The sequence below is a fragment of the Variovorax sp. Varisp53 genome, from assembly GCF_059491555.1.
In genome coordinates, this window is the sequence record NZ_CP168512.1 from 316325 (window position 1) to 336115 (window position 19791).

Here is a 19791-nt window from a genome sequence, read left to right on the forward strand (position 1 = left end):
ATGGCGACGACACAACAAGCAATCCCGGCCGGCACAAGAAGCGCGGCGCCCCCAGGACCCTGGCGCGAGTTCTGGACGGCCTTCTCTGCCAACCGCGGCGCGGTCATCGGGCTCGCCACCATCGTCGTGCTGCTGCTGGTCGCGCTGTTCGCGCCGTGGATCGCACCGCACGCGCCCAACGAGACCAACAGCGCCGTCTTCCTGCTGCCGCCAGCGTGGCAGCACGGCGGTTCCGCGAGCTACCTGCTCGGCACCGACGCGATCGGGCGCGACATCCTCTCGCGCCTGATGCACGGCGCACGGCTGTCGCTGTCCATCGGCGTCGCGGTGGTGGCCATTTCGGTGGCCGTGGGCGTGGTGCTCGGGCTGATCGCGGGCTTCTTCCGCGGCGTGCTCGAGATCGCGATCATGCGGTTGATGGACATCGTGCTCACGATGCCGAGCCTGCTGATGGCGATCGTGATCGTCGCGATCCTGGGGCCGGGGCTGATCAACGCGATGATCGCCGTGGCCATCGTCGTGCTGCCGCACTATGTACGCATCACGCGTGCGGCAGTCATCGCCGAAATTTCGCGCGACTACGTGACCGCCGCGCGCGTGAGCGGTGCCGGCACGCTGCGCCTGATGTTCCGCGAGGTGCTGCCCAACTGCGCCGCACCGCTGATCGTGCAGGCCTCGCTCGGCATCTCGACCGCCATCCTCGACGCGGCCGCGCTCGGCTTCATCGGCCTGGGTGCGCAGCCACCGTCGCCCGAATGGGGAACCATGCTGGCCGACGCGCGCGAGTTCGTGCTGCGCGCCTGGTGGGTCGTGACCTTCCCGGGCCTGGCGATCCTTGCGGCGGTGCTGGCTTTCAACCTGCTGGGCGACGGCCTGCGCGATGCGCTCGACCCGAAGCTCAAGAGATGAACATGCTCCTGGATATCAAGGACCTGCACGTCGAGTTCCCCACGCAGGGCGGCGTGCTGCATGCGGTCGATGGCGTGAGCCTCACGCTCGAAGAGGGCGAGGTGCTCGGCATCGTCGGCGAGTCGGGTTCGGGCAAGAGCGTCACGATGATGGCGCTGATGGGCCTCGTCGGCTTTCCGGGCCGCGTGCGCGCCGAACATATGCGCTTCGCGGGCAAGGAGTTGCTCGGCATCTCCGACAAGGCGCGCCGCGCGCTGGTCGGCAAGGAGGTCGCGATGATCTTCCAGGAGCCGACCACCAGCCTCAACCCCTGCTTCACCATCGGCTTCCAGCTCATGGAAACGCTGCGGCTGCACCTGAAGCTCGACAAGCGCGAGGCGAAGAAGCGCGCGACCGAGCTGCTCGAGCAGGTGGGAATTCCGGCCGCATCGTCGCGCCTGGGCAGCTATCCGCACCAGCTCTCGGGCGGCATGAACCAGCGCGTGATGATCGCCATGGCCATCGCCTGCAACCCGCGCCTGCTGATCGCCGACGAGCCGACCACCGCGCTCGACGTGACCATCCAGGCGCAGATCCTCGACCTGCTGCGCGACCTGCAGAAGGAGCGCGGCATGGCGCTGGTGCTCATCACGCACAACATGGGCGTGGTGAGCGAGATGGCGCAGCGCATCGCCGTGATGTATGCGGGGCAGGTGATGGAGCACCAGCGCGTCGACCGGCTCTTCGCGTCGCCGCAGCATCCGTACACCGAGGCCCTGCTCGCGGCGCTGCCCGAGCGCGCCGCGCCCGAGGGCAGGCTCGCCACCATCAGCGGCGTGGTGCCGGGCGTGCATGACAGGCCCGCGGGCTGCCTGTTCGCGCCGCGCTGCGGCTACGTCACCGAGCGGGCCTGCCAGGTGCGCCCGGCGCTGCGCGAATCGCAGGGCGCCGAGGTGCGCTGCCACTTTCCGCTCGGCGAACCGGGGCGCATGGCGGCCATCGCGCAAGACCCGCCGCGGCAACAGGCCGCGGAGGTGTTGCCATGAGCCACGCACCGAGCGACGCATCGGCCGAGGTGGTGGTCGAGGCAACGAACCTCCAGCGCACCTACGACATCCGCCGCGGGCTGTTCCGCGCGCCCGCGCACCTGCGGGCCGTGGGCGACATTTCCTTTCGCATCGAGCGCGGGCGCACGCTGGCGGTGGTCGGAGAGTCGGGCTGCGGCAAGTCGACGCTGGCGCGCATGGTCGCGCTGATCGAGAAGCCGACCGCGGGGCAGCTCACGCTGGTGGGGGCCGACGCGGTGAACCTGCCGTCCGAACGCAAGCGCGAGCTGCGCCAGGCCGTGCAGCTGGTGTTCCAGAACCCCTACGGCTCGCTCAATCCGCGCAAGAAGATCTCGACGGTGCTCGAGGATCCGCTCGCCATCAACACCACCATGGGCAAGTCGGAGCGCGCCGCCAAGGCCGGCGACATGCTCGCGCGCGTGGGCTTGCGGCCCGAGTACGCCAACCGCTATCCGCACATGTTCTCGGGCGGCCAGCGCCAGCGCATTGCCATCGCGCGCGCGCTGATGCTGAACCCGCGCCTGCTGGTGGCCGACGAGCCGGTGTCGGCGCTCGACGTGTCGATCCAGGCGCAGGTGCTCAATTTGCTGGCCGACCTGCAGGCCGAGCTGGGCCTGGCGTACCTCTTCATCTCGCACGACCTGGGCGTGGTGCGCCACATCGCGCACGACGTGCTCGTGATGTACCTCGGCCACGCGGTGGAGCAGGGCCCCAAGTCGCGCATCTTCGCGCGGCCGCTGCATCCGTACACGCAGGCGCTGCTGGCGTCCACGCCGGGGCTCAGCAGCCAGCGCATCGTGCTCAAGGGCGAACTGCCATCGCCACTGAGCCCGCCTCCGGGCTGCGTGTTCAGCACGCGCTGCCCGCACGTGCAACCGCGCTGCCGCGAGGAGCGGCCGCTGCTGCGCGCGTTGGACGAACGACTGGTGGCCTGCCACTACGCCGAGCAGTTTCTTGATGGCGCGGCCCCCGTGCGCGCCGATGGTCCCGTGCTCGCCGCGCCGTAGGCGGCGACTTTTCTCAACCCTGTCTCGAGGAGTCCCCATGAAGACCCAGCCCACCGTTTCGCGCCGCTCACGAAGCCTGGCGCTCCTGGCGCCGACAGCGCTTGCAGCCCTTACCCTGGCCTGCGGCGCGGTGTCTGCCAAGACGCTGGTGTATTGCTCCGAAGGAAGCCCGGAAAACTTCTATCCGGGGATGAACACCACCGGCACCTCGTTCGACGTGACCACGCAGGTCTACAACACGATCGTCGAATTCGAGCGTGGCGGCACCAAGGTCGTGCCGGGCCTGGCCGAGAAGTGGGACATCTCCGCCGACGGCACGCAGTACACCTTCCACCTGCGCAAGGGCGTGAAGTGGCACAGCACCAGCAAGAGCTTCAAGCCCACGCGCGACTTCAACGCCGACGACTTCATCTTCATGCTCGAGCGCCAGTGGAAGGAGAGCGATCCGTTCTTCAAGGTCACGAGCCAGAACCACTCGTATTTCAACGACATGGGCATGCCCAAGCTGCTGAAGACGGTGGACCGCATCGACGACTACACCGTGAAGATCGTGCTCAACCAGCCCGAGGCACCGTTCCTGGCCAACCTGGCGATGCAGTACGCGGGCATCCAGTCGAAGGAATACGCCATCGCCATGCTGAAGGCCGGCACGCCCGAGAAGGTCGACCAGGACCCGATCGGCACCGGGCCGTTCTACCTCGTGCAGTACCAGAAGGACGCGATCATCCGCTTCAAGGCCTTCCCGCAGTACTGGGGCGGCAAGGCCAAGATCGACGACCTCGTGTTCGCGATCACGCCCGATGCGTCGGTGCGCTGGGCCAAGCTGCAGAAGGGCGAATGCCACGTCATGCCGTACCCCAACCCCGCCGACCTCGACGCGATCCGCAAGGACGCGAATGTGCAGCTGCTCGAGCAGCCCGGCCTGAACGTCGGCTACCTCTCGTACAACACCACGAAGAAGCCCTTCGACGACGTGCGCGTGCGCAAGGCCATCAACATGGCGATCAACAAGAAGGCCATCATCGACGGCGTGTACCTGTCGACCGGCGTGGCCGCGAAGAACCCGATCCCGCCGACCATGTGGTCCTACAACGACGCGGTGAAGGACGACCCGTACGACCCCGAAGCTGCGAAGAAGCTGCTGGCGCAGGCCGGCTTCCCCGACGGCTTCTCGACCGACCTGTGGGCCATGCCGGTGCAGCGCCCGTACAATCCGAACGCCAAGCGCATTGCCGAGTTGATGCAGGCCGACCTGGCCAAGATCAACGTCAAGGCCGAGATCAAGAGCTTCGAGTGGGGCGAGTACCGCAAGCGCCTGCAGGCCGGCGAGCACCAGATGGGCATGCTGGGCTGGACCGGCGACAACGGCGACCCCGACAACTTCCTCTACACGCTGCTGGGCTGCGCCTCGGCCAAGTCGGCCAGCGGCAGCAACATCTCGAAGTTCTGCTACCAGCCGTACGAAGACCTCGTAGTGAAGGCCAAGAGCACGACCAAGCAGGCCGAGCGCGATGCGCTCTACAAGAAGGCGCAGCTCATCTTCAAGGAGCAGGCGCCGTGGTTCACAATTGCGCATGCGGTGCAGCTGAAGCCGGTGCGCAAGGAGGTCGTCGACTTCAAGCTGAGCCCCTTCGGTCGCCACACCTTCTACGGCGTGGACATCAAGTAGCCGATGCACGGGCCCGTTGCCATTGTCGCCGCGATGCACGAGGAGCTGAGTGCGCTGCTCGCGCAGATGCCCGACGAGCAACGCGTGCGCGTCGCAGGCCGGGACTTCTGGGTCGGCCACCTGCAGGGCCAGCCCGTGGTCGCGGTGCTGTCGCGCATCGGCAAGGTCGCGGCGGCGGTCACGGCCACGGTGCTGCTCGAACGCTTCGGCGTGCGGGCCGTCGTGTTCACGGGCGTGGCGGGCGGGCTCGCGCCGGGCGTGCGCGTGGGGGACGTGGTGGTCGCGACCGAACTGCTGCAGCACGATCTCGATGCATCGCCGATCTTCCCGAAGTACGAAGTGCCGTTGATGGGCCTGTCGCGTTTCGTTGCGGACCGCGCGATCGGCGATGCGCTGTCGGGCGTTGCCGCCGGCGTGCTGCGCGATCCCGTGGCACTGACGGGACGGGCGGCCGTCGAAGAGTTCGGCCTGCAGTCGCCGAAGGTGCACCGGGGCCTGCTGGCCAGCGGCGACCGCTTCGTGTCGACCACCGCCGAGAGTGAAGCGCTGCGGCGCGATCTGCCCGATGCGCTTGCGGTCGAGATGGAAGGCGCGGCGGTGGCGCAGGTGTGCCACGACTACGGCGTGCCCTTCGCGGCCATGCGCACGATCTCCGACCGGGCGGACGACGAAGCGCATGGCGACTTCGCGCGCTTCGTCTCGCTGGTCGCGAGCCGCTACAGCCTCGCGCTGGTCGGCGCGTGGCTCGCCACGCTGCCGGCCGTCAGCTGAGCGGGGCGCCGCGCCGCGGAATGTCGCGCAGCAGCGGCGGTATCGACAGGGCGAGCAGCAGCGCGGCCAGTGGCACGACGCAGACGAACCCCACGTACTTGAAGCCGAGCGCGCCCACCGTCCCGCCGAGCACGAACATGCCGACCAGCCCGCCCGCGCGGCGCATGCGGCGGCGGTCGTGGCGCACCGCCATCGAGGCGGACCTGGCGCGGCCGTTCCAGTAGAGCATCTTGCCGATCTCGATTCCCATGTCGGTGATGTTGCCCGTCATGTGGGTGGTGCGGATGCTGCCGCCCGAGGTCTTCGACGCCACCGCGTTCTGCAGGCCCATGATGAAGGACAGCAGCAGCACCGTGAGCGGCACGGCGAACGGCGTGGGCCAGGTCAGCGTGATCGCGCCCATGAGCCCGAACGGAAACATCAGCGCCGCCTCGAGCATCAGCGGCAGGGCGTAGACGCCGTGCATGCGGTGCTGCCGGCCCCAGTTCACCAGCATGGCGCAGACCGCGGCGCCGCTCACGAAGGCCAGGATCGCGCCGAGCGCGTTCAGCAGCAGTGTGACGTTGCCCAGCACCATGCCGTCCGCCAGCTGCGAGGCGAAGCCGGTCATGTGCGAGGTGTACATGTGGAGCACGAGGAATCCGCCCGCGTTGACGGCCCCGGCATTGAAGGCCAGCAGCAGGCCCAGCGCGGTGTTGGTCGACGGCGCGCGGTGGCGGTTGGTGAGGAAGCGGATTCTGCGCACTGTGGCTCTCCGGGTCAGCGCTTGCTGCCAGCCACTCTAGCACCCGCCGCGCGGCGCCTACTTGAGCCAGCCGCGCCGGCGGAAGTACCACATCGGCACCAGCGCGCTGGCCGCCATCAGCACGAGGGCATAGGGATAGCCAAGCGACCAGTCGAGCTCGGGCATGAACTTGAAGTTCATGCCGTAGATGCTCGCGATCAGCGTGGGCGGCAGCAATGCGACGCTGGCCACCGAGAAGATCTTGATGGTCTTGTTCTGGTTGATGTTGATGAAACCGACGGTCGCATCCATCAGGAAGTTGATCTTGTCGAACAGGAAGGCCGTGTGGTTGTCGAGCGATTCGATGTCGCGCAGGATCTGCCGGGCCTCCTCGAACTGCTCGGCGTTGAGCATGCGGCTGCGCATCATGAAGCTGACCGCGCGGCGCGTGTCCATCACGTTGCGGCGGATGCGGCCGTTCAAGTCTTCCTGGCGCGCGATGGCGCCCAGCACCTCGCCGGCCAACTCGTCGCTGACATTGCCCTCGAGCACTTTCTTGCCCGCGATCTCGAGTTCGTCGTAGATGTTCTCGAGCGTGTCGGCCGAGTACTCGGCATCGGCATCGAACAGCTTGAGCAGCACTTCCTTCGCGTCCTCGATGAGCCCGGGGGCGCGGCGCGCGCGCATGCGCAGCAGCCGGAACACGGGCACGTCCTCGTCATGGATCGAGAACAGCACGCCGCGGCTGCGAAGCTCGGTGTTGTGCTGGTTCAGGATGAATGCCACGCGCACCGACCGCGGATCTTCGTCGTCGTCGATCAGGAAGTCGGAGCGGATGTGCAGCTCGCCGTTGTCTTCCTCGTAGAAGCGGGCCGACTCCTCGATGTCCTCGTCCATCGCGTCTTCGGGAATCGAGAGGCCGTAGTACTGCTTGATCCAGCGCTTCTCTTCGAGCGTGGGCGACTCGAGGTCGACCCAGATCGGCTGGAACTTGGAGAGCTCTTCGAGCGACTCGATCTCTTCCTGGACGAGGCGACCGTTGGCGAGCGTAAAGATGTTGAGCATGGGCTCACTCCCGGGTATGACTGAAACGTTGGGCGAGGGAGGGGCGCTTTCAATTCCCGGGCCCGACGCGCGCGAAAAAAGCGTCAGTGAAAGGGAGTTGAAAGCTGCCGAGACGGGGCGGTTTCCATAGGAAGAATCTCCGGTTGCAGCGAGGCGCGATTATGTCACCGGCCACATGACTGCCTCATGGTTGGGCTGGACGTACATACAGTAAAGTCGCTCTCCATGCAGACCGCTGCGCTTCCTGTTTTTCCCGCCGCGCCGAAGACCCAGGCCGAGCGCCTGGCCGCCGCGCTTGCGACGCTCAACGATGCGCAGCGTGCTGCGGTCGAGCACGGCGTGGGTGCGGCCATTGCGGAACGCGACGAGCGGCCGCTGCTCGTCATTGCCGGCGCCGGCTCGGGTAAGACCAGCACGCTGGCGCACCGCGTCGCACATCTCATTGCGGGCGGTGTCGATCCGCAGCGGCTGCTGCTGCTGACCTTCTCGCGCCGCGCCGCGCAGGAGATGGAGCGCCGCGCCGGCCAGGTGCTGGCGCGGGTGCTCGGCCTGAAGTCCGAGGCGCCGCCCGCGCTGCCGTGGGCCGGCACCTTCCACGGCATCGGCGCGCGGCTGTTGCGCGAGTACGCGCCGCAGATCGGGCTCGGCGAGAACTTCACGATCCACGACCGCGGCGATGCCGAAGACCTGATGGGGCTGGTGCGCCATGAGCAGGGCCTGTCTTCCACCGTGAACCGTTTTCCGCGCAAGGGTACCTGCCTGTCGATCTACTCGCGCTGCGTCAACACGCGCGCGCCGCTGGCCGAGGTGCTGAAGGAAGCCTTTCCCTGGTGCGGCGAATGGGAGGCCGAGCTCAAGAAGCTGTTCGGTGCGTATGTCGAAGCCAAGCAGCAGCAGAACGTGCTCGACTACGACGACCTGCTGCTCTACTGGGCCGAGATGGCCGCCGAGCCCGCGCTGGCCGCGCACATCGGCGCGCGCTTCGACCATGTGCTGATCGACGAATACCAGGACACGAACCTGCTGCAGGCCTCGATCCTGCTGGCACTCAAGCCCGATGGACGCGGGGTGACGGTGGTGGGCGACGACGCGCAGTCGATCTATTCGTTTCGCGGCGCGACGGTGCGCAACATCCTCGACTTTCCGTCGCAGTTCACGCAGCAGGCCCGCGTCGTCACGCTGGAGCGCAACTACCGCTCGACGCAGCCGATCCTCGACGTCTCGAACCGCGTGATCGCGCAGGCCGCCGAGCGGCACGCCAAGACGCTGTGGACCGACAAGCCCTCGGCCGGCAAGCCGCTGCTGGTGCTCGTGCCCGACGAGGCCGGGCAGGCACGCTGGGTGGCCGACAAGGTGCTGGCGCACCGCGAAGGCGGGCTGGCGCTGAAGTCGCAGGCGGTGCTGTTCCGCACCTCGACGCACAGCGCGGCGCTCGAACTCGAGCTGGCGCGGCGCAACATCCCCTTCGTGAAGTTCGGTGGGCTCAAGTTTCTGGAGGCTTCGCATGTGAAGGACCTGCTCGCGGTGCTGCGTTTTGCGCAGAACCCGCGTGGGCGCATGGCGGGGTTCCGCGTGACGCAGCTGATACCGGGCATAGGCCCCGTCACAGGCACGCGGCTGCTCGACGCGATGGACCAGGCGGCCGATCCGGCCGCGGCGGTGCGCGACTTCGTGCCGCCGGCGGCTGCTCGCGCGCAGTGGGCCGACTTCGCCGCAGCCTACGCCGCCTTGCGCGCGCCGGCGCTGAAGTGGCCGGCCGATGTCGAACTGGCGATGGCCTGGTACCTGCCGCACCTGGAGCGCCTGTACGAAGACACCTCCGGCGTGCGGCGCGCCGACGTCGAGCAACTGGCCCGCCTCGCCGCCGGGTATGCCTCGCGCGAACGCTTCCTTGCCGAACTCACGCTCGACCCGCCCGAGGCCACCAGCGATCGCCCGGGCCCGCCGCTGCTCGACGAGGACTACCTGATTCTCTCGACCATCCACTCGGCCAAGGGTCAGGAATGGAACTCCGTGCACGTGCTCAACGTGGTCGACGGCTGCCTGCCGGCCGACGTGGCGCAGAGCGCGCACGAACTGGAAGAAGAGCGCCGGCTGCTCTACGTGGCGATGACCCGGGCGCGCGACCACCTGCACCTGCTGGTGCCGCAGCGCTTCTACATCACGCAGCAGGCGGCGCGCGGCGACCGGCACCTGTATGCCAACCGCACGCGCTTCATTGCCGAAGCCGATCTGGCCGGCTTCGAGCAGCAGACCTGGCCTCCTCCGCCGGAGCGGCCGCCGGCCGTGCCGCCGCCGAGCGCGGTGATCGACCTGCGCAACCGGATGCGCGCGGCCTGGCGCTGACTGGGCAGCTGCTGGCCCTTCCAGCGGCAGGGTCACGCGCTGCCGGGAGATGAAACACTTGTTCCGGATGAATCGCCGCATCGCCTGCCCTGCGCGCGGCAGATGCTATCGATTCGCTAGCGTGTGAAATGCCGCACACAAAGCGCAGAAACCCCGGGCAACTCAGGTATTGCAATACCGTGACAGCTTGGGCATAGTGAATCGAACTTGCCCTCTGCCTCTTCTTCTTTTCTTCCCCCCGCCCCCCTTCTCACAACTCCCGTTTCTCGCCGGCCAAGCTGCATTCCGCAGTGCGGTCATTTCCCCAACCGTCAATTCCAGGAGGTCATTCATGAATTTGACGATCAGCGGTCATCACCTCGACGTCACACCTGCCTTGCGCACCTACGTCACGAGCAAGCTGGACCGGATCACCCGACATTTCGACCAGCTCGTCGATGTGAAGGTGATCCTCACGGTGGAAAAGCAAAAGGAAAAGGAACGCCGCCAAAGGGCGGAATGCAACATCCACGTCAAGGGCAATGACATGTTCGCGGAATCGAGCCACGCTGATCTCTACGCCGCGGTCGATGAACTGGTCGACAAGCTCGACCGCCAGGTGGTGCGCCACAAGGACCGCCTGCAGGACCACCATCACGCCGCGCCCAAGCGCGTGATGTAAGAGGAGCCCTCGGGCTCGCATCCAAGGCCGCCTTCGGGCGGCTTTTTGTTTTCCGACTGCAGCGGTGGGGTTTTGGCAAGCTCCCAGAGGGGGCGCGAGGCCTCTGGGCAACATGTAGACAGAAAGTAAATAGGGGGACTGGGGGTTTTTACCAAGCGGGTGCATAATCGCCCCCGCCCTGCACCCACCATGAATCGCCTCGCGTCCATCCTGCCGCCCGCTCAAGTGCTTGTGAGCGTTGACGCTACCAGCAAGAAACGTGCTTTCGAAGAAGCCGGCTTGCTGTTCGAAAGCCTTCACGGTCTGGGACGCGCCCTGATTACCGACAGCCTGTTTGCGCGCGAGCGCCTCGGTTCCACCGGTCTGGGCCACGGTGTCGCCATTCCGCATGGCCGCATCAAGGGCCTCAAGGCGCCGATGGCGGCCGTGTTCCAGCTGGCCAACCCCATCGGCTTCGACGCACCCGACGAGCAGCCCGTCGCGCTGCTGATCTTCCTGCTGGTGCCAGAAGCGGCCACGCAGAAGCACCTCGAAATCCTCTCTGAAATCGCCGAACTGCTGAGCGACGCCAGCCTGCGCGAACAGATCAAGTCCAGCACCGACGCGTCCGCCCTCCACGGCCTGATCGCCGGCTGGCAATCCACGCAAGTCGCCTGACCTGTGGCTCGCCCCCAGGCTTCGCGCACTTCGTGTCGCTTCGCCAACCCCCTACCGGGGGCAATACCAGCGGCCCGGCAAAGCCGGTTCCGCGGTATTCTGGCCTGCCCCAACTCTGGTGCGTGAGCGCCGTCTCCTGAACGCATGAAGCCGACCGTCATCAGTGCCGATGCCATGTTCGAGGAGTTCCGCGGGTCGCTCCGCTGGGAATGGCTCGCAGGGCTCGGCGCTTCAGAACGCCAGTTCGACTCCGAAGTCATCAGCCGGGCCCAATCGGCGGCCGACCTCGTCGGCTACCTCAACTACATCCACCCCTACCGCGTGCAGATCCTCGGCGCCCGCGAGGTGGCCTACCTGACGCGCGGTAGCGAGGAAGACTGCGCCCGGCGCATTGCCCGCATCGTCACGCTGGAGCCCCCGATGCTGGTGCTGGCCGACGGCCAGGCCGCGCCGGACGAACTGCTGTCGATCTGCGAGCGCGCCCAGCTGCCGCTGTTCGCCACGCGCGAGTCGTCGGCCTTCGTGATCGACCTGCTGCGCGCGTACCTGTCCAAGCACTTTGCCGAGCGCACCTCGATGCACGGCGTGTTCATGGACATCCTGGGCATGGGCGTGATGATCACGGGCGAATCGGGCCTGGGCAAGAGCGAGCTCGGGCTGGAGCTGATCTCGCGCGGCAACGGCCTCGTGGCCGACGACGCGGTCGACCTCTTCCGCATCAACCAGAACACCATCGAAGGGCGCTGCCCCGACCTGCTGCTGAACCTGCTGGAAGTGCGCGGCATCGGCCTGCTGGACATCCGCGCGATCTTCGGCGAGACGGCGGTGCGCCGGAAGATGCGGCTCAAGCTCATCGTGCACCTCGTGCGGCGCGACAGCTTCGAGCGCGACTACGAGCGCATGCCCTCGGCGCCGCTCACGCAGGACGTGCTGGGCATTCCGGTGCGCAAGGTCATCATCCAGGTGGTGGCGGGGCGCAACATCGCTGTGCTGGTGGAGGCTGCGGTGCGCAACTCGATCCTGCAGCTGCGCGGCATCGACACGTACGCCGACTTCGTGGCGCGCCACCACAAGGCGATGGAAAACGGCCGCGAAGGGGACTGACTGGTTGTGGGGGTATGCGGCCGCCGCCGGGCCGCCCCAAGGCAGGCCGCGCCTCCCCTTCGGGGGGTCAGCGTTTCTTGGCGCAGTCCCCGCAAAGGCCGTACAGCGACATGGCATGGTCCTGCAGGATCCAGTCCTTGTCCTTGGCGATCATCTGCTGGCGGCGTTCGATCTCGGCGTCGTAGAACTCCTCGACCTTGCCGCACGAGGTGCAGATCAGGTGGTCGTGGTGCGTGCCTTCGTTCAGTTCGTAGACCGCCTTGCCGCTTTCGAAATGGCTGCGCTCGAGGATGCCGGCCTGCTCGAACTGCGTGAGCACGCGGTAGACGGTGGCCAGGCCGATGTCGGAGTGTTCGTTGAGCAGCACGCGGAACACGTCTTCCGCCGTCATGTGCCGTTGGCTGCCGGTCTGGAAGATCTCGAGGATCTTCAGGCGTGGCAAAGTGGCCTTGAGGCCGGTATTCTTGAGTTCGTCGATGTTGGCCATGTGATTCCTGCGCCCCTGGGCTGCGGCAAAGGCCCTGAAAAGGGCCAGCCGCTACAATGGCCGATCATATCGCTACCCCCTTTTTCCTCCCATGCCTGCCATTCTCCAACGCCGTCCCTGGCTGCTGGTTGCTGCCGTTGCCGCAACGCTCTGCCTTGGTGCCTGCAGCGGTTTCAGCGATCGCACGCGTGGCGCGCTGGCCGCCGTCACTCCGTACAAAGTCGAAGTGGTGCAGGGTAATTTCGTGTCGAAGGAACAAGTCGCGGCGCTCAAGCCGGGCATGTCGCGCCAGCAGGTGCGCGAAATCCTCGGCACCTCGCTGCTGAACGACGTGTTCCACGCCAATCGCTGGGATTATGTGTTCACCATTCGTCGCCAGGGCGTGGACCCGCAGGAACGCCACCTGACCGTGTTCTTCAACGGCGAGCTGCTCGACCGCTTCGAGGGCGACGAGATGCCCAGCGAGGAAGAGTTCGTCGCCACGCTCGACACCCGCAAGAAGTCCGGCAAGGTGCCCACGCTCGAGGCCTCGGAAGACGAGCTCAAGAAATTCGCACCCTCCAAGGACGAGAAAAAAACCGATTCCGCCGCGGGCGCATCGGCCTCCCTGCCGCCGCTGCCGGCTGCCTATCCTCCGCTCGAAGCCGCGCGCTGAGCGCGGCTCGAGCAGCATCAGCAGCGGGCGGCGCCCGCCGAGCCAGGCGGCGTCCGTCCCGTGTGCATGCATGCCATTGGCCGTTTCGAAATCCTCGAAGACTGAATCCGCGTGACTGAATCCACCTCCACTCCTGCCAATTCCACTCCTGCGCCACGCCGCATCGCCGTCGCGGGAGCATCCGGCCGCATGGGCCACATGCTGATCGAGGCGGTGCGCAATGCGCCCGATCTGCGCCTGGCCGGCGCGCTCGACATCGCCGGCAGCCCGGCACTCGGCACCGATGCCGGCGCCTTCCTGGGTTTCGAGAGCGGCGTGTCCATCGTGTCCGACCTGCGCGCAGGCCTGAAGGACGCGCAGGTGCTCATCGACTTCACCCGCCCCGAAGGCACGCTCGCGCACCTCGCGGCATGCCGCGAGCTCGGCGTGCAGGCGGTCATCGGCACCACCGGCTTCAGCGACGCGCAGAAGGCCGAGATCGCCGAGATCGCGAAAGACATCGCGATCATGATGGCGCCCAACATGAGCGTGGGCGTCAACGTCACCTTCAAGCTGCTCGAAATGGCGGCCAAGGCCATGTCGACCGGCTATGACATCGAGATCATCGAGGCGCACCACCGCCACAAGGTCGATGCGCCCTCGGGCACCGCGCTCAAGATGGGCGAAGTCATCGCCGATGCGCTGGGCCGCGACCTCAAAGACTGCGCCGTGTACGCCCGCGAAGGCATCACCGGCGAGCGCGATCCTTCCACCATCGGCTTCTCGGCCATCCGCGGCGGCGACATCGTGGGCGACCACACCGTGCTGTTCGCGGGCACCGGCGAGCGCATCGAGATCACCCACAAGTCGTCGAGCCGCGTCACCTATGCGCAGGGCAGCCTGCGTGCGGTGCGCTTCCTGGAGGGGCAGCGCGCCGGCCTGTTCGACATGTACGACGTGCTGGGCCTGCGCTAACTCAAGGGACCATCGATGAGCGTGCTCGAACTGCTGACCCATGGCGACGGCGTCAGCCGTTCGGTGGCGGCGCTGCTGCTGGCGATGTCGGTCGCGAGCTGGGTCATCATTCTCTGGAAGGCGTGGCTGCTGCGCGGCGGCACGCGCGACGTGCTGCGCAGCATCGCGGCGTTCTGGCAGTCGTCCACGCTGGCCGATGCCGAGCTGAAGCTCCGGGCCTTCGACCGCGCGACGCTCGTGTCGCCCGCGGTGTCGGCCATCAAGAGCATCGCCGCCGGTGCGCCGGCCGGCACGCTGGGTGCTTCGGTCGACCGCAACCAGCGGCTCACGCGCGTGCTGCGCGACGCCTTGCACGGCGCGCTGCGCCGGCTGCAGGCGGGGCAGATCCTGCTCGCCACGGTGGGCGCCACGGCGCCTTTCGTCGGATTGCTGGGCACGGTCTGGGGCATCTACGGCGCGCTGTCGGGCATTGCCGGCCAGACCGGCGGCTTCACCATCGACAAGGTGGCGGGCCCCGTCGGCGAGGCGCTCATCATGACGGCCTTCGGCCTCGCCGTGGCCATTCCGGCCGTGCTGGCCTACAACGTCTTCGGCCGCGTCATCGGCCGCATCGAAGCCGAGCTCGAAGGCTTCGCGCACGACCTGCTGGGCAGCTTCGGCGAGGCGCCGGCACCCGCCGCACCGCCGCCGGCGCGGCCGATGCCGGTCTAGGGAGCGCGCGCGCCATGGCCTACGGTCGCACTTCACTGGGCAGCAGCGCCGCAGGCGGCGGGCGTGCCATGGGCGCCGGTGCGCAGCGGCCGCTGTCCGACATCAACGTGACGCCCCTGGTCGACGTGATGCTGGTGCTGCTCGTGATCTTCATCATCACCGCGCCGCTGATGGCCAGCTCGATCAAGCTCGACCTGCCGCAGACCGACGCCGGGCAGCCCAACGACACGCCCAAGTTCGTGAGCCTGTCGGTCGACGCCTCGGGCAAGGTCTTCTTCAACGACAAGGCCGTGACCGACGAGGAACTGGCGCAGCAACTCGAAAAGGCCGCTGCCGACAGCAAGGACACCGAGGTGCAGCTGCGCGCCGACCAGGCCGTGCCCTATGGCAAGGTGGTGGCGCTGATGGGCATCGCGAACAAGGCCGGGCTGAGCCGCATCGGCTTCGTGACCGAGGCAGAGCCGGCAGGCGAGAAGAAGCCGCGCTGACTTTGCCTTGTCTTGCTCCTTCCCCTTCCGGGGGAAGGCTGGGATGGGGGCACGGCGGCATCGGAGGCTGCGCGGTGGTGGAGGCCGTCAGCCCCCACCCCAACCCTCCCCCAGCGGGGGAGGGAGCAAATACCGGATGCTCAGCTCAACACCACAGGCTTGGTGCGCCAGATCTCGTGCGCGTACTGAGCAATCGTGCGGTCCGACGAGAACGCACCCATCCCCGCCACGTTGAGGATCGCCATTCGCGTCCACGCATCCGAATCGCGGTACAGCGCATCGACTTCTGCCTGCTTCGCCACGTAGCTCGCGTAGTCGGCCAACAGCAGGTAGTGGTCGCCCCAGTTCACCAGCGCGTCGTAGATGCCCTGGTAGCGCGCGGGTTCGCCGGGTGAGAACGCGCCGTCGCGGATCGCGTCGAGCACGCGCTTGAGTTCTGTATTCCCTTCGTAGATCTCGCGCGGCTGGTAGCCCCGTGCGCGGATGTCGGCCACTTCGGGCGTCGTGTTGCCGAAGATGAAGATGTTCTCCGGCCCCACGTTCTCGCGCATTTCCACGTTGGCGCCGTCCAGCGTGCCGATGGTGAGCGCGCCGTTGAGCGCGAACTTCATGTTGCCGGTGCCCGAGGCCTCGGTGCCGGCCGTCGAGATCTGCTCCGACAGGTCGGCCGCCGGCATGATGACTTCGGCCAGGCTCACGCTGTAGTTCGGCAGGAACACCACCTTCAGCAGCTTGCCCACGCGCGCATCGGCGTTGATGGTGCTGGCGACGTCGTTGATGAGCCGGATGACGAGCTTGGCCATCGCGTAGGCCGAGGCCGCCTTGCCCGCGAACACCACCACGCGCGGCACGATGTCCATCGGCGTGCCGGCCGCCTGCGCGTCGAGGATGCGGTGATAGCGCGACACCACGTGCAGCACGTTGAGCAGCTGCCGCTTGTACTCGTGGATGCGCTTGACCTGCACGTCGAACATCGCGTCCGTGTCGATGTCGATCTTCAGGTGCTGCTCGACCCAGTTGGCCAGCCGCAGCTTGTTCTCGCGCTTGGCATGGCGAAAGGCGCGCACGAAGGCCGGTTGCTCGGCCATGGGCCTGAGCGCCTCGAGCTGCGACAGGTCGCGCCGCCAGCCCTTGCCGATGCGCTGGTCGAGCAGCGCCGCCAGCGGCGGGTTGGCCTGCGCCAGCCAGCGGCGCGGCGTGACGCCGTTTGTCTTGTTGTTGAAGCGCTCGGGAAAGATCTTCGCGAAGTCCGAGAAGATCGACTGCTTCATCAGCTCCGAGTGCAGCCCCGACACGCCGTTGATCGAGTGGCTGGCCAGCACCGCGACGTAGGCCATTCGCACGCGCCGCTCGCCGGCCTCGTCGACCAGCGACAGCCGGCGCATCAGCTCCACGTCGTTGCCGACTTTCTGCGTCACGGCGGCCAGGAACTTGGCGTTGATGTCGTAGATGATCTGCAGGTGCCGCGGCAGGATGCGCCCGAGCATCTCGACCGGCCAGGTCTCCAGCGCCTCGTGCATCAGCGTGTGGTTGGTGTAGCTGAACACCTTCTGCGTGTGCGTCCAGGCCACGTCCCATGTGAGGCCGTACTCGTCGAGCAGCAGGCGCATCAGCTCCGGCACGGCGAGCACGGGGTGCGTGTCGTTCAGGTGGATGCTGACCTTCTCCGAGAGCTGGTCGAAGGTCTTGTGGTTGCGCAGGTAGCGCCGCAGCAGGTCCTGCACGCTCGCGCTGCAGAAAAAATACTCCTGGTGCAGCCGCAGCTCGCGGCCCGAGGGCGTGGAGTCGTCGGGGTAGAGCACGCGCGAGACGTTCTCCGAGTGGTTCTTGCTTTCCACCGCCTGCATGTAGTTGCCGCGGTTGAAGGCCGAGAGGTCGATCTCCTCGGTGGCGCGCGCCGACCACAGCCGCAGCGTGTTGGTGGCCTGCGTGCCGTAGCCGGGGATGATGGTGTCGTAGGCCACGGCGAGCACGTCGTGCGTGTCGACCCAGTCGGCCGCGCCGTAAGGGGCGTTGGTGCCTTCCCGCTTCTGCACATGGCCGCCGAAGCGCACGCGGTAGTTCACCTCGGGCCGCTGGAACTCCCAGGGGTTGCCGCGCGTGAGCCAGTAGTCGGGCGTCTCGACCTGCTGGCCGTCGACGATGCGCTGGCGGAACATGCCGTACTCGTAGCGAATGCCGTAGCCCATGCCCGGCACGCCGAGCGTGGCCATCGAATCGAGGAAGCACGCCGCGAGCCGGCCGAGGCCGCCGTTGCCCAGGGCCGCATCGGGTTCGCGTTCGGCCAGCGCGTCCATGTCGACGCCGAAGTCGGCCAGCGCCTCGCGCACGGTGTCGTAGAGGTCGACCGCCAGCAGCGCGTTGGTGAAGGTGCGCCCGATCAGGAACTCCATCGACAGGTAGTAGACGCGCTTCAGGTCCTGTGCGTAGTTGGCGCGAGTGGTCATCATCCAGCGCTCGACCAGTTGGTCGCGCACGGCCTGCGAGGTGGCGTTGAGCCAGTCGTCCTTGCTGGCGGCGACCGGGTCCTTGCCGACCGCGTAGATCAGCTTGTTGGCCACCGCGCGCTTGAAGGCCGCGACGTCGCGGTCGGGGTGGTCGTAGGCGAAGTCTTTGATCGTCATGATTGGCGCTCTTCGGGGTGGGTGATGGTGTTTTGCTGCTGTACGTTTGTCTTGGGTGCGTGCGAATGACACCGGGTGCTCCCCTCCGCGAATGTCCCCCGGCCTTCGGCCTCCTCCTTTATTTCGCTGCGGGGAGCACCCGGCGCCATTCGCACATGGACGCGGCTGTGGTGCCCGCAGTTCAAGCGCCGCGCCCATCGATCACGCCGATGGGGTGCCTTGCGCAGCGAAATAAAGGGGGAGGCCGAAGGCCGGAGGACATTCGCGGAGCAAGGTACCCCGTCGGCGTGAGCGCACCCCGAATCACGAACGCATCGAATCGAGAAGAGGCGCGTCATCCCAGCGCCTGCCGATAAACGTCGATGTACTGCGCCGCCGCAGTGGCCCAGTCGGCGGGCCGGCGCATGGCGTTGCCCCGCACGCGCCGCCAGTCGGGCGCACGCTGGTACAGCGCAAAGGCGCGGCGCACGGCGCGTTCGTAGCTCTGGACATCGAAGCTGTCGAACACGAAACCGGTGGCGCCCCCACTGGCGAGGTCTTCGAGCGAGCTGTCGACCACCGTGTCGGCCAGCCCGCCGACGCGGCGCACCAGCGGCAGGCTGCCGTACTTCAGGCCGTACATCTGCGTGAGGCCGCAGGGCTCGAAGAGCGAAGGCACCAGCGTCACGTCGCCCGCGCCGAACAGCTGGTGGGCCAGCGTCTCGTTGTAGCCGATGGTGGCGCTGACCGACTGCGGCGCGGCCGCCGCGCGCTGGCGAAAGGCCTCTGCGAGCCAGGCCTCGCCGCTGCCCAGCAATGCGAGCTGGCCGCCCTGGGCGAGCAGCGCATCGAGCCCGCCGAGCACCAGATGCAGCCCCTTCTGCTCGGTGAGCCGGCTCACGAGGACGAAGAGCGGTGCATCCGGCCGATCGGCCAGCCCCAGCTGGTGCTGCAGCACCGACTTGCAGCGCGCCTTGCCGGCCATGTGGCGGCCTTCGGGCGTGTGATAGCCCTGCACCAGCGCGGCGTCGGTCGCCGGGTTCCAGACCTGGTCGTCGACCGCGTTGAGGATGCCGGTCAGCGCGCTGCTGCGTAGCCGCAGCAGGCCGTCGAGCCCGCAGCCCTGCTCGGGCGTCTGGATCTCGAGTGCATAGGTCGGGCTGACCGTGGTGAGCCGGTCGGCGAAATACAGGCCGCCCTTCATGAACGAGACCTGGCCGTGGTATTCGAGGCCGTTCATCTGGAACGCAGGGCCGGGCAGGCCGAGTTCCGCGAAGTTCCATGGCGCGAAGAGGCCCTGGTAGGCGAGGTTGTGCACCGTGAAGACACTGCCCACGCGCGGGCCGCCGGCCTGTTGTCGCGCGAAGTGCAGGTAGGCCGGCGCGAGCGCGGCGTGCCAGTCGTGCGCATGCACGACCTCGGGCTGCCACAGCGGATCGAGCCCTTGCGCCAGCTGCGCCGCGGCCCAGCCGAGCAGGGCGAAGCGGCGGTGGTTGTCGCCGTAGGGCTGGCGCGAGGTGTCCTCGTAGGGATTGCCGGGCCGGTCGTAGAGCGCCGGCGCATCGATCACGTAGGCAGGGATGCCGGGCGCCCCGTCGATGTCGATATGCCCGAGGCGCAGCCCGAAGCGCTCGCCCCAGGGCGCGTCGAAACCGGCCACGGGCGCCAGGTCGCGCACGCCCGCCACGATGGCCGGAAAGCCCGGCAGCAGCACGCGCGCGTGCTGTCCTTCGGCCATGAGCGCCAGGGGCAGGGCACCGGCGACGTCCGCCAGGCCGCCGGTCTTGAGGAGGGGGAAGAGTTCGGCGCTGACCTGGAGGATTCGCATCGTCAGTGCTGCCTCCATGCAAGATGGGATGGCACAAAGACCTGGTTTCTTCCAGGAATACCGCGGAACCGGCTTTGCCGGGCCGCTGGTATTGCCCCCGGCGAGG

Annotated in this window: 18 protein-coding genes; 13 read left to right on the top strand and 5 right to left on the bottom strand. The window is 67.4% G+C overall.

All coding sequences use genetic code 11. From position 1 onward, the window contains the following. The 5 genes from ACEOAB_RS01425 to ACEOAB_RS01445 are packed head-to-tail and all read left to right on the top strand — an operon-like array spanning position 1 to position 5402. Positions 1-909, top strand: coding sequence for an ABC transporter permease subunit (locus ACEOAB_RS01425; protein WP_413749278.1), 909 nt, complete (start codon positions 1-3; stop codon positions 907-909). Further along, positions 906-1934: an ABC transporter ATP-binding protein gene (locus ACEOAB_RS01430; protein ID WP_495653390.1), complete on the top strand. Its 1029-nt coding sequence runs from the start codon at positions 906-908 to the stop codon at positions 1932-1934. Before ACEOAB_RS01425 ends, ACEOAB_RS01430 begins: the two co-directional genes overlap by 4 nt. Next, on the top strand, positions 1931-2962 hold the full coding sequence (locus tag ACEOAB_RS01435) for a dipeptide ABC transporter ATP-binding protein (RefSeq protein WP_413749284.1): 1032 nt from the start codon (positions 1931-1933) through the stop codon (positions 2960-2962). Before ACEOAB_RS01430 ends, ACEOAB_RS01435 begins: the two co-directional genes overlap by 4 nt. 37 nt (positions 2963-2999) lie before the next feature. After that, positions 3000-4631 carry an ABC transporter substrate-binding protein gene (locus ACEOAB_RS01440; protein WP_413749279.1) on the top strand — a complete coding sequence of 544 codons (1632 nt, stop codon included), beginning with the start codon at positions 3000-3002 and terminating at the stop codon, positions 4629-4631. A gap of 3 nt (positions 4632-4634) precedes the next feature. After that, positions 4635-5402 carry a 5'-methylthioadenosine/adenosylhomocysteine nucleosidase gene (locus ACEOAB_RS01445; RefSeq protein WP_413749280.1) on the top strand — a complete coding sequence of 256 codons (768 nt, stop codon included), beginning with the start codon at positions 4635-4637 and terminating at the stop codon, positions 5400-5402. Here ACEOAB_RS01445 and ACEOAB_RS01450 read toward each other — a convergent pair. Both ACEOAB_RS01450 and corA read right to left on the bottom strand, forming a co-directional pair. Then, positions 5395-6147 (bottom strand): YoaK family protein, encoded by a 753-nt coding sequence (locus ACEOAB_RS01450; RefSeq protein WP_413749281.1) that lies wholly within the window; start codon positions 6145-6147, stop codon positions 5395-5397. The genes ACEOAB_RS01445 and ACEOAB_RS01450 overlap by 8 nt on opposite strands. Positions 6148-6204: 57 nt before the next feature. Further along, entirely contained in the window at positions 6205-7191 is a 987-nt protein-coding gene (gene corA, locus ACEOAB_RS01455) for a magnesium/cobalt transporter CorA (protein WP_413749282.1), read from the bottom strand. 225 nt (positions 7192-7416) lie between these two features. Between corA and ACEOAB_RS01460 the strand changes: the two genes are divergently transcribed. From ACEOAB_RS01460 to hprK, 4 genes are all read left to right on the top strand, one after another. Then, a complete protein-coding gene (locus tag ACEOAB_RS01460; protein WP_495653391.1) occupies positions 7417-9537 on the top strand; it encodes an ATP-dependent helicase in 2121 nt (706 codons plus the stop codon). Between the two features lie 331 nt (positions 9538-9868). Next, positions 9869-10198 (top strand): ribosome hibernation-promoting factor, HPF/YfiA family, encoded by a 330-nt coding sequence (gene hpf / locus ACEOAB_RS01465; protein WP_007832687.1) that lies wholly within the window; start codon positions 9869-9871, stop codon positions 10196-10198. A 189-nt stretch (positions 10199-10387) separates the two neighbouring features. Beyond that, positions 10388-10855, top strand: a complete 468-nt coding sequence (locus tag ACEOAB_RS01470; protein ID WP_093053983.1) for a PTS sugar transporter subunit IIA — start codon at positions 10388-10390, stop codon at positions 10853-10855. 144 nt (positions 10856-10999) lie between these two features. Continuing rightward, positions 11000-11959: an HPr(Ser) kinase/phosphatase gene (hprK, locus tag ACEOAB_RS01475; protein WP_007832689.1), complete on the top strand. Its 960-nt coding sequence runs from the start codon at positions 11000-11002 to the stop codon at positions 11957-11959. A 67-nt stretch (positions 11960-12026) separates the two neighbouring features. On the opposite strand, the gene fur is transcribed toward hprK, so the two are convergent. Continuing rightward, the gene (fur, locus tag ACEOAB_RS01480) at positions 12027-12446 is read right to left on the bottom strand and encodes a ferric iron uptake transcriptional regulator (RefSeq protein ID WP_007832691.1); all 420 of its coding nucleotides are present in this window, start codon (positions 12444-12446) and stop codon (positions 12027-12029) included. A 91-nt stretch (positions 12447-12537) separates the two neighbouring features. Between fur and ACEOAB_RS01485 the strand changes: the two genes are divergently transcribed. From ACEOAB_RS01485 to ACEOAB_RS01500, 4 genes are all read left to right on the top strand, one after another. Further along, a complete protein-coding gene (locus ACEOAB_RS01485) occupies positions 12538-13101 on the top strand; it encodes an outer membrane protein assembly factor BamE (protein ID WP_007832693.1) in 564 nt (187 codons plus the stop codon). A 111-nt stretch (positions 13102-13212) separates the two neighbouring features. Beyond that, on the top strand, positions 13213-14055 hold the full coding sequence (dapB, locus tag ACEOAB_RS01490; RefSeq protein ID WP_082571961.1) for a 4-hydroxy-tetrahydrodipicolinate reductase: 843 nt from the start codon (positions 13213-13215) through the stop codon (positions 14053-14055). Between the two features lie 15 nt (positions 14056-14070). Continuing rightward, on the top strand, positions 14071-14766 hold the full coding sequence (locus ACEOAB_RS01495) for a MotA/TolQ/ExbB proton channel family protein (protein ID WP_056588602.1): 696 nt from the start codon (positions 14071-14073) through the stop codon (positions 14764-14766). Between the two features lie 14 nt (positions 14767-14780). After that, a complete protein-coding gene (locus ACEOAB_RS01500) occupies positions 14781-15254 on the top strand; it encodes an ExbD/TolR family protein (protein WP_495653392.1) in 474 nt (157 codons plus the stop codon). Between the two features lie 140 nt (positions 15255-15394). On the opposite strand, the gene ACEOAB_RS01505 is transcribed toward ACEOAB_RS01500, so the two are convergent. Then, positions 15395-17878 (bottom strand): glycogen/starch/alpha-glucan phosphorylase, encoded by a 2484-nt coding sequence (locus ACEOAB_RS01505; protein WP_413750451.1) that lies wholly within the window; start codon positions 17876-17878, stop codon positions 15395-15397. A gap of 334 nt (positions 17879-18212) precedes the next feature. Then, complete coding sequence (glgA, locus tag ACEOAB_RS01510; protein WP_495653393.1) at positions 18213-19685, bottom strand: glycogen synthase GlgA; 1473 nt, start codon at positions 19683-19685, stop codon at positions 18213-18215. Positions 19686-19791 lie beyond the last annotated feature (106 nt).

Excerpts from the sequence above, each read along its gene's own strand:
- ACEOAB_RS01485 (WP_007832693.1), top strand. The coding sequence starts at position 12,538 with ATGCCTGCCATTCTCCAACGCCGTCCCTGGCTGCTGGTTGCTGCCGTT.
- ACEOAB_RS01440 (WP_413749279.1), top strand. The coding sequence starts at position 3,000 with ATGAAGACCCAGCCCACCGTTTCGCGCCGCTCACGAAGCCTGGCGCTC.
- glgA (WP_495653393.1), bottom strand. The coding sequence starts at position 19,685 with ATGCGAATCCTCCAGGTCAGCGCCGAACTCTTCCCCCTCCTCAAGACC.
- hpf (WP_007832687.1), top strand. The coding sequence starts at position 9,869 with ATGAATTTGACGATCAGCGGTCATCACCTCGACGTCACACCTGCCTTG.
- ACEOAB_RS01430 (WP_495653390.1), top strand. The coding sequence starts at position 906 with ATGAACATGCTCCTGGATATCAAGGACCTGCACGTCGAGTTCCCCACG.
- ACEOAB_RS01470 (WP_093053983.1), top strand. The coding sequence starts at position 10,388 with ATGAATCGCCTCGCGTCCATCCTGCCGCCCGCTCAAGTGCTTGTGAGC.
- ACEOAB_RS01425 (WP_413749278.1), top strand. The coding sequence starts at position 1 with ATGGCGACGACACAACAAGCAATCCCGGCCGGCACAAGAAGCGCGGCG.
- ACEOAB_RS01435 (WP_413749284.1), top strand. The coding sequence starts at position 1,931 with ATGAGCCACGCACCGAGCGACGCATCGGCCGAGGTGGTGGTCGAGGCA.
- ACEOAB_RS01495 (WP_056588602.1), top strand. The coding sequence starts at position 14,071 with ATGAGCGTGCTCGAACTGCTGACCCATGGCGACGGCGTCAGCCGTTCG.
- hprK (WP_007832689.1), top strand. The coding sequence starts at position 11,000 with ATGAAGCCGACCGTCATCAGTGCCGATGCCATGTTCGAGGAGTTCCGC.
- fur (WP_007832691.1), bottom strand. The coding sequence starts at position 12,446 with ATGGCCAACATCGACGAACTCAAGAATACCGGCCTCAAGGCCACTTTG.
- ACEOAB_RS01460 (WP_495653391.1), top strand. The coding sequence starts at position 7,417 with ATGCAGACCGCTGCGCTTCCTGTTTTTCCCGCCGCGCCGAAGACCCAG.
- ACEOAB_RS01505 (WP_413750451.1), bottom strand. The coding sequence starts at position 17,878 with ATGACGATCAAAGACTTCGCCTACGACCACCCCGACCGCGACGTCGCG.
- ACEOAB_RS01445 (WP_413749280.1), top strand. The coding sequence starts at position 4,635 with ATGCACGGGCCCGTTGCCATTGTCGCCGCGATGCACGAGGAGCTGAGT.
- corA (WP_413749282.1), bottom strand. The coding sequence starts at position 7,191 with ATGCTCAACATCTTTACGCTCGCCAACGGTCGCCTCGTCCAGGAAGAG.
- ACEOAB_RS01500 (WP_495653392.1), top strand. The coding sequence starts at position 14,781 with ATGGCCTACGGTCGCACTTCACTGGGCAGCAGCGCCGCAGGCGGCGGG.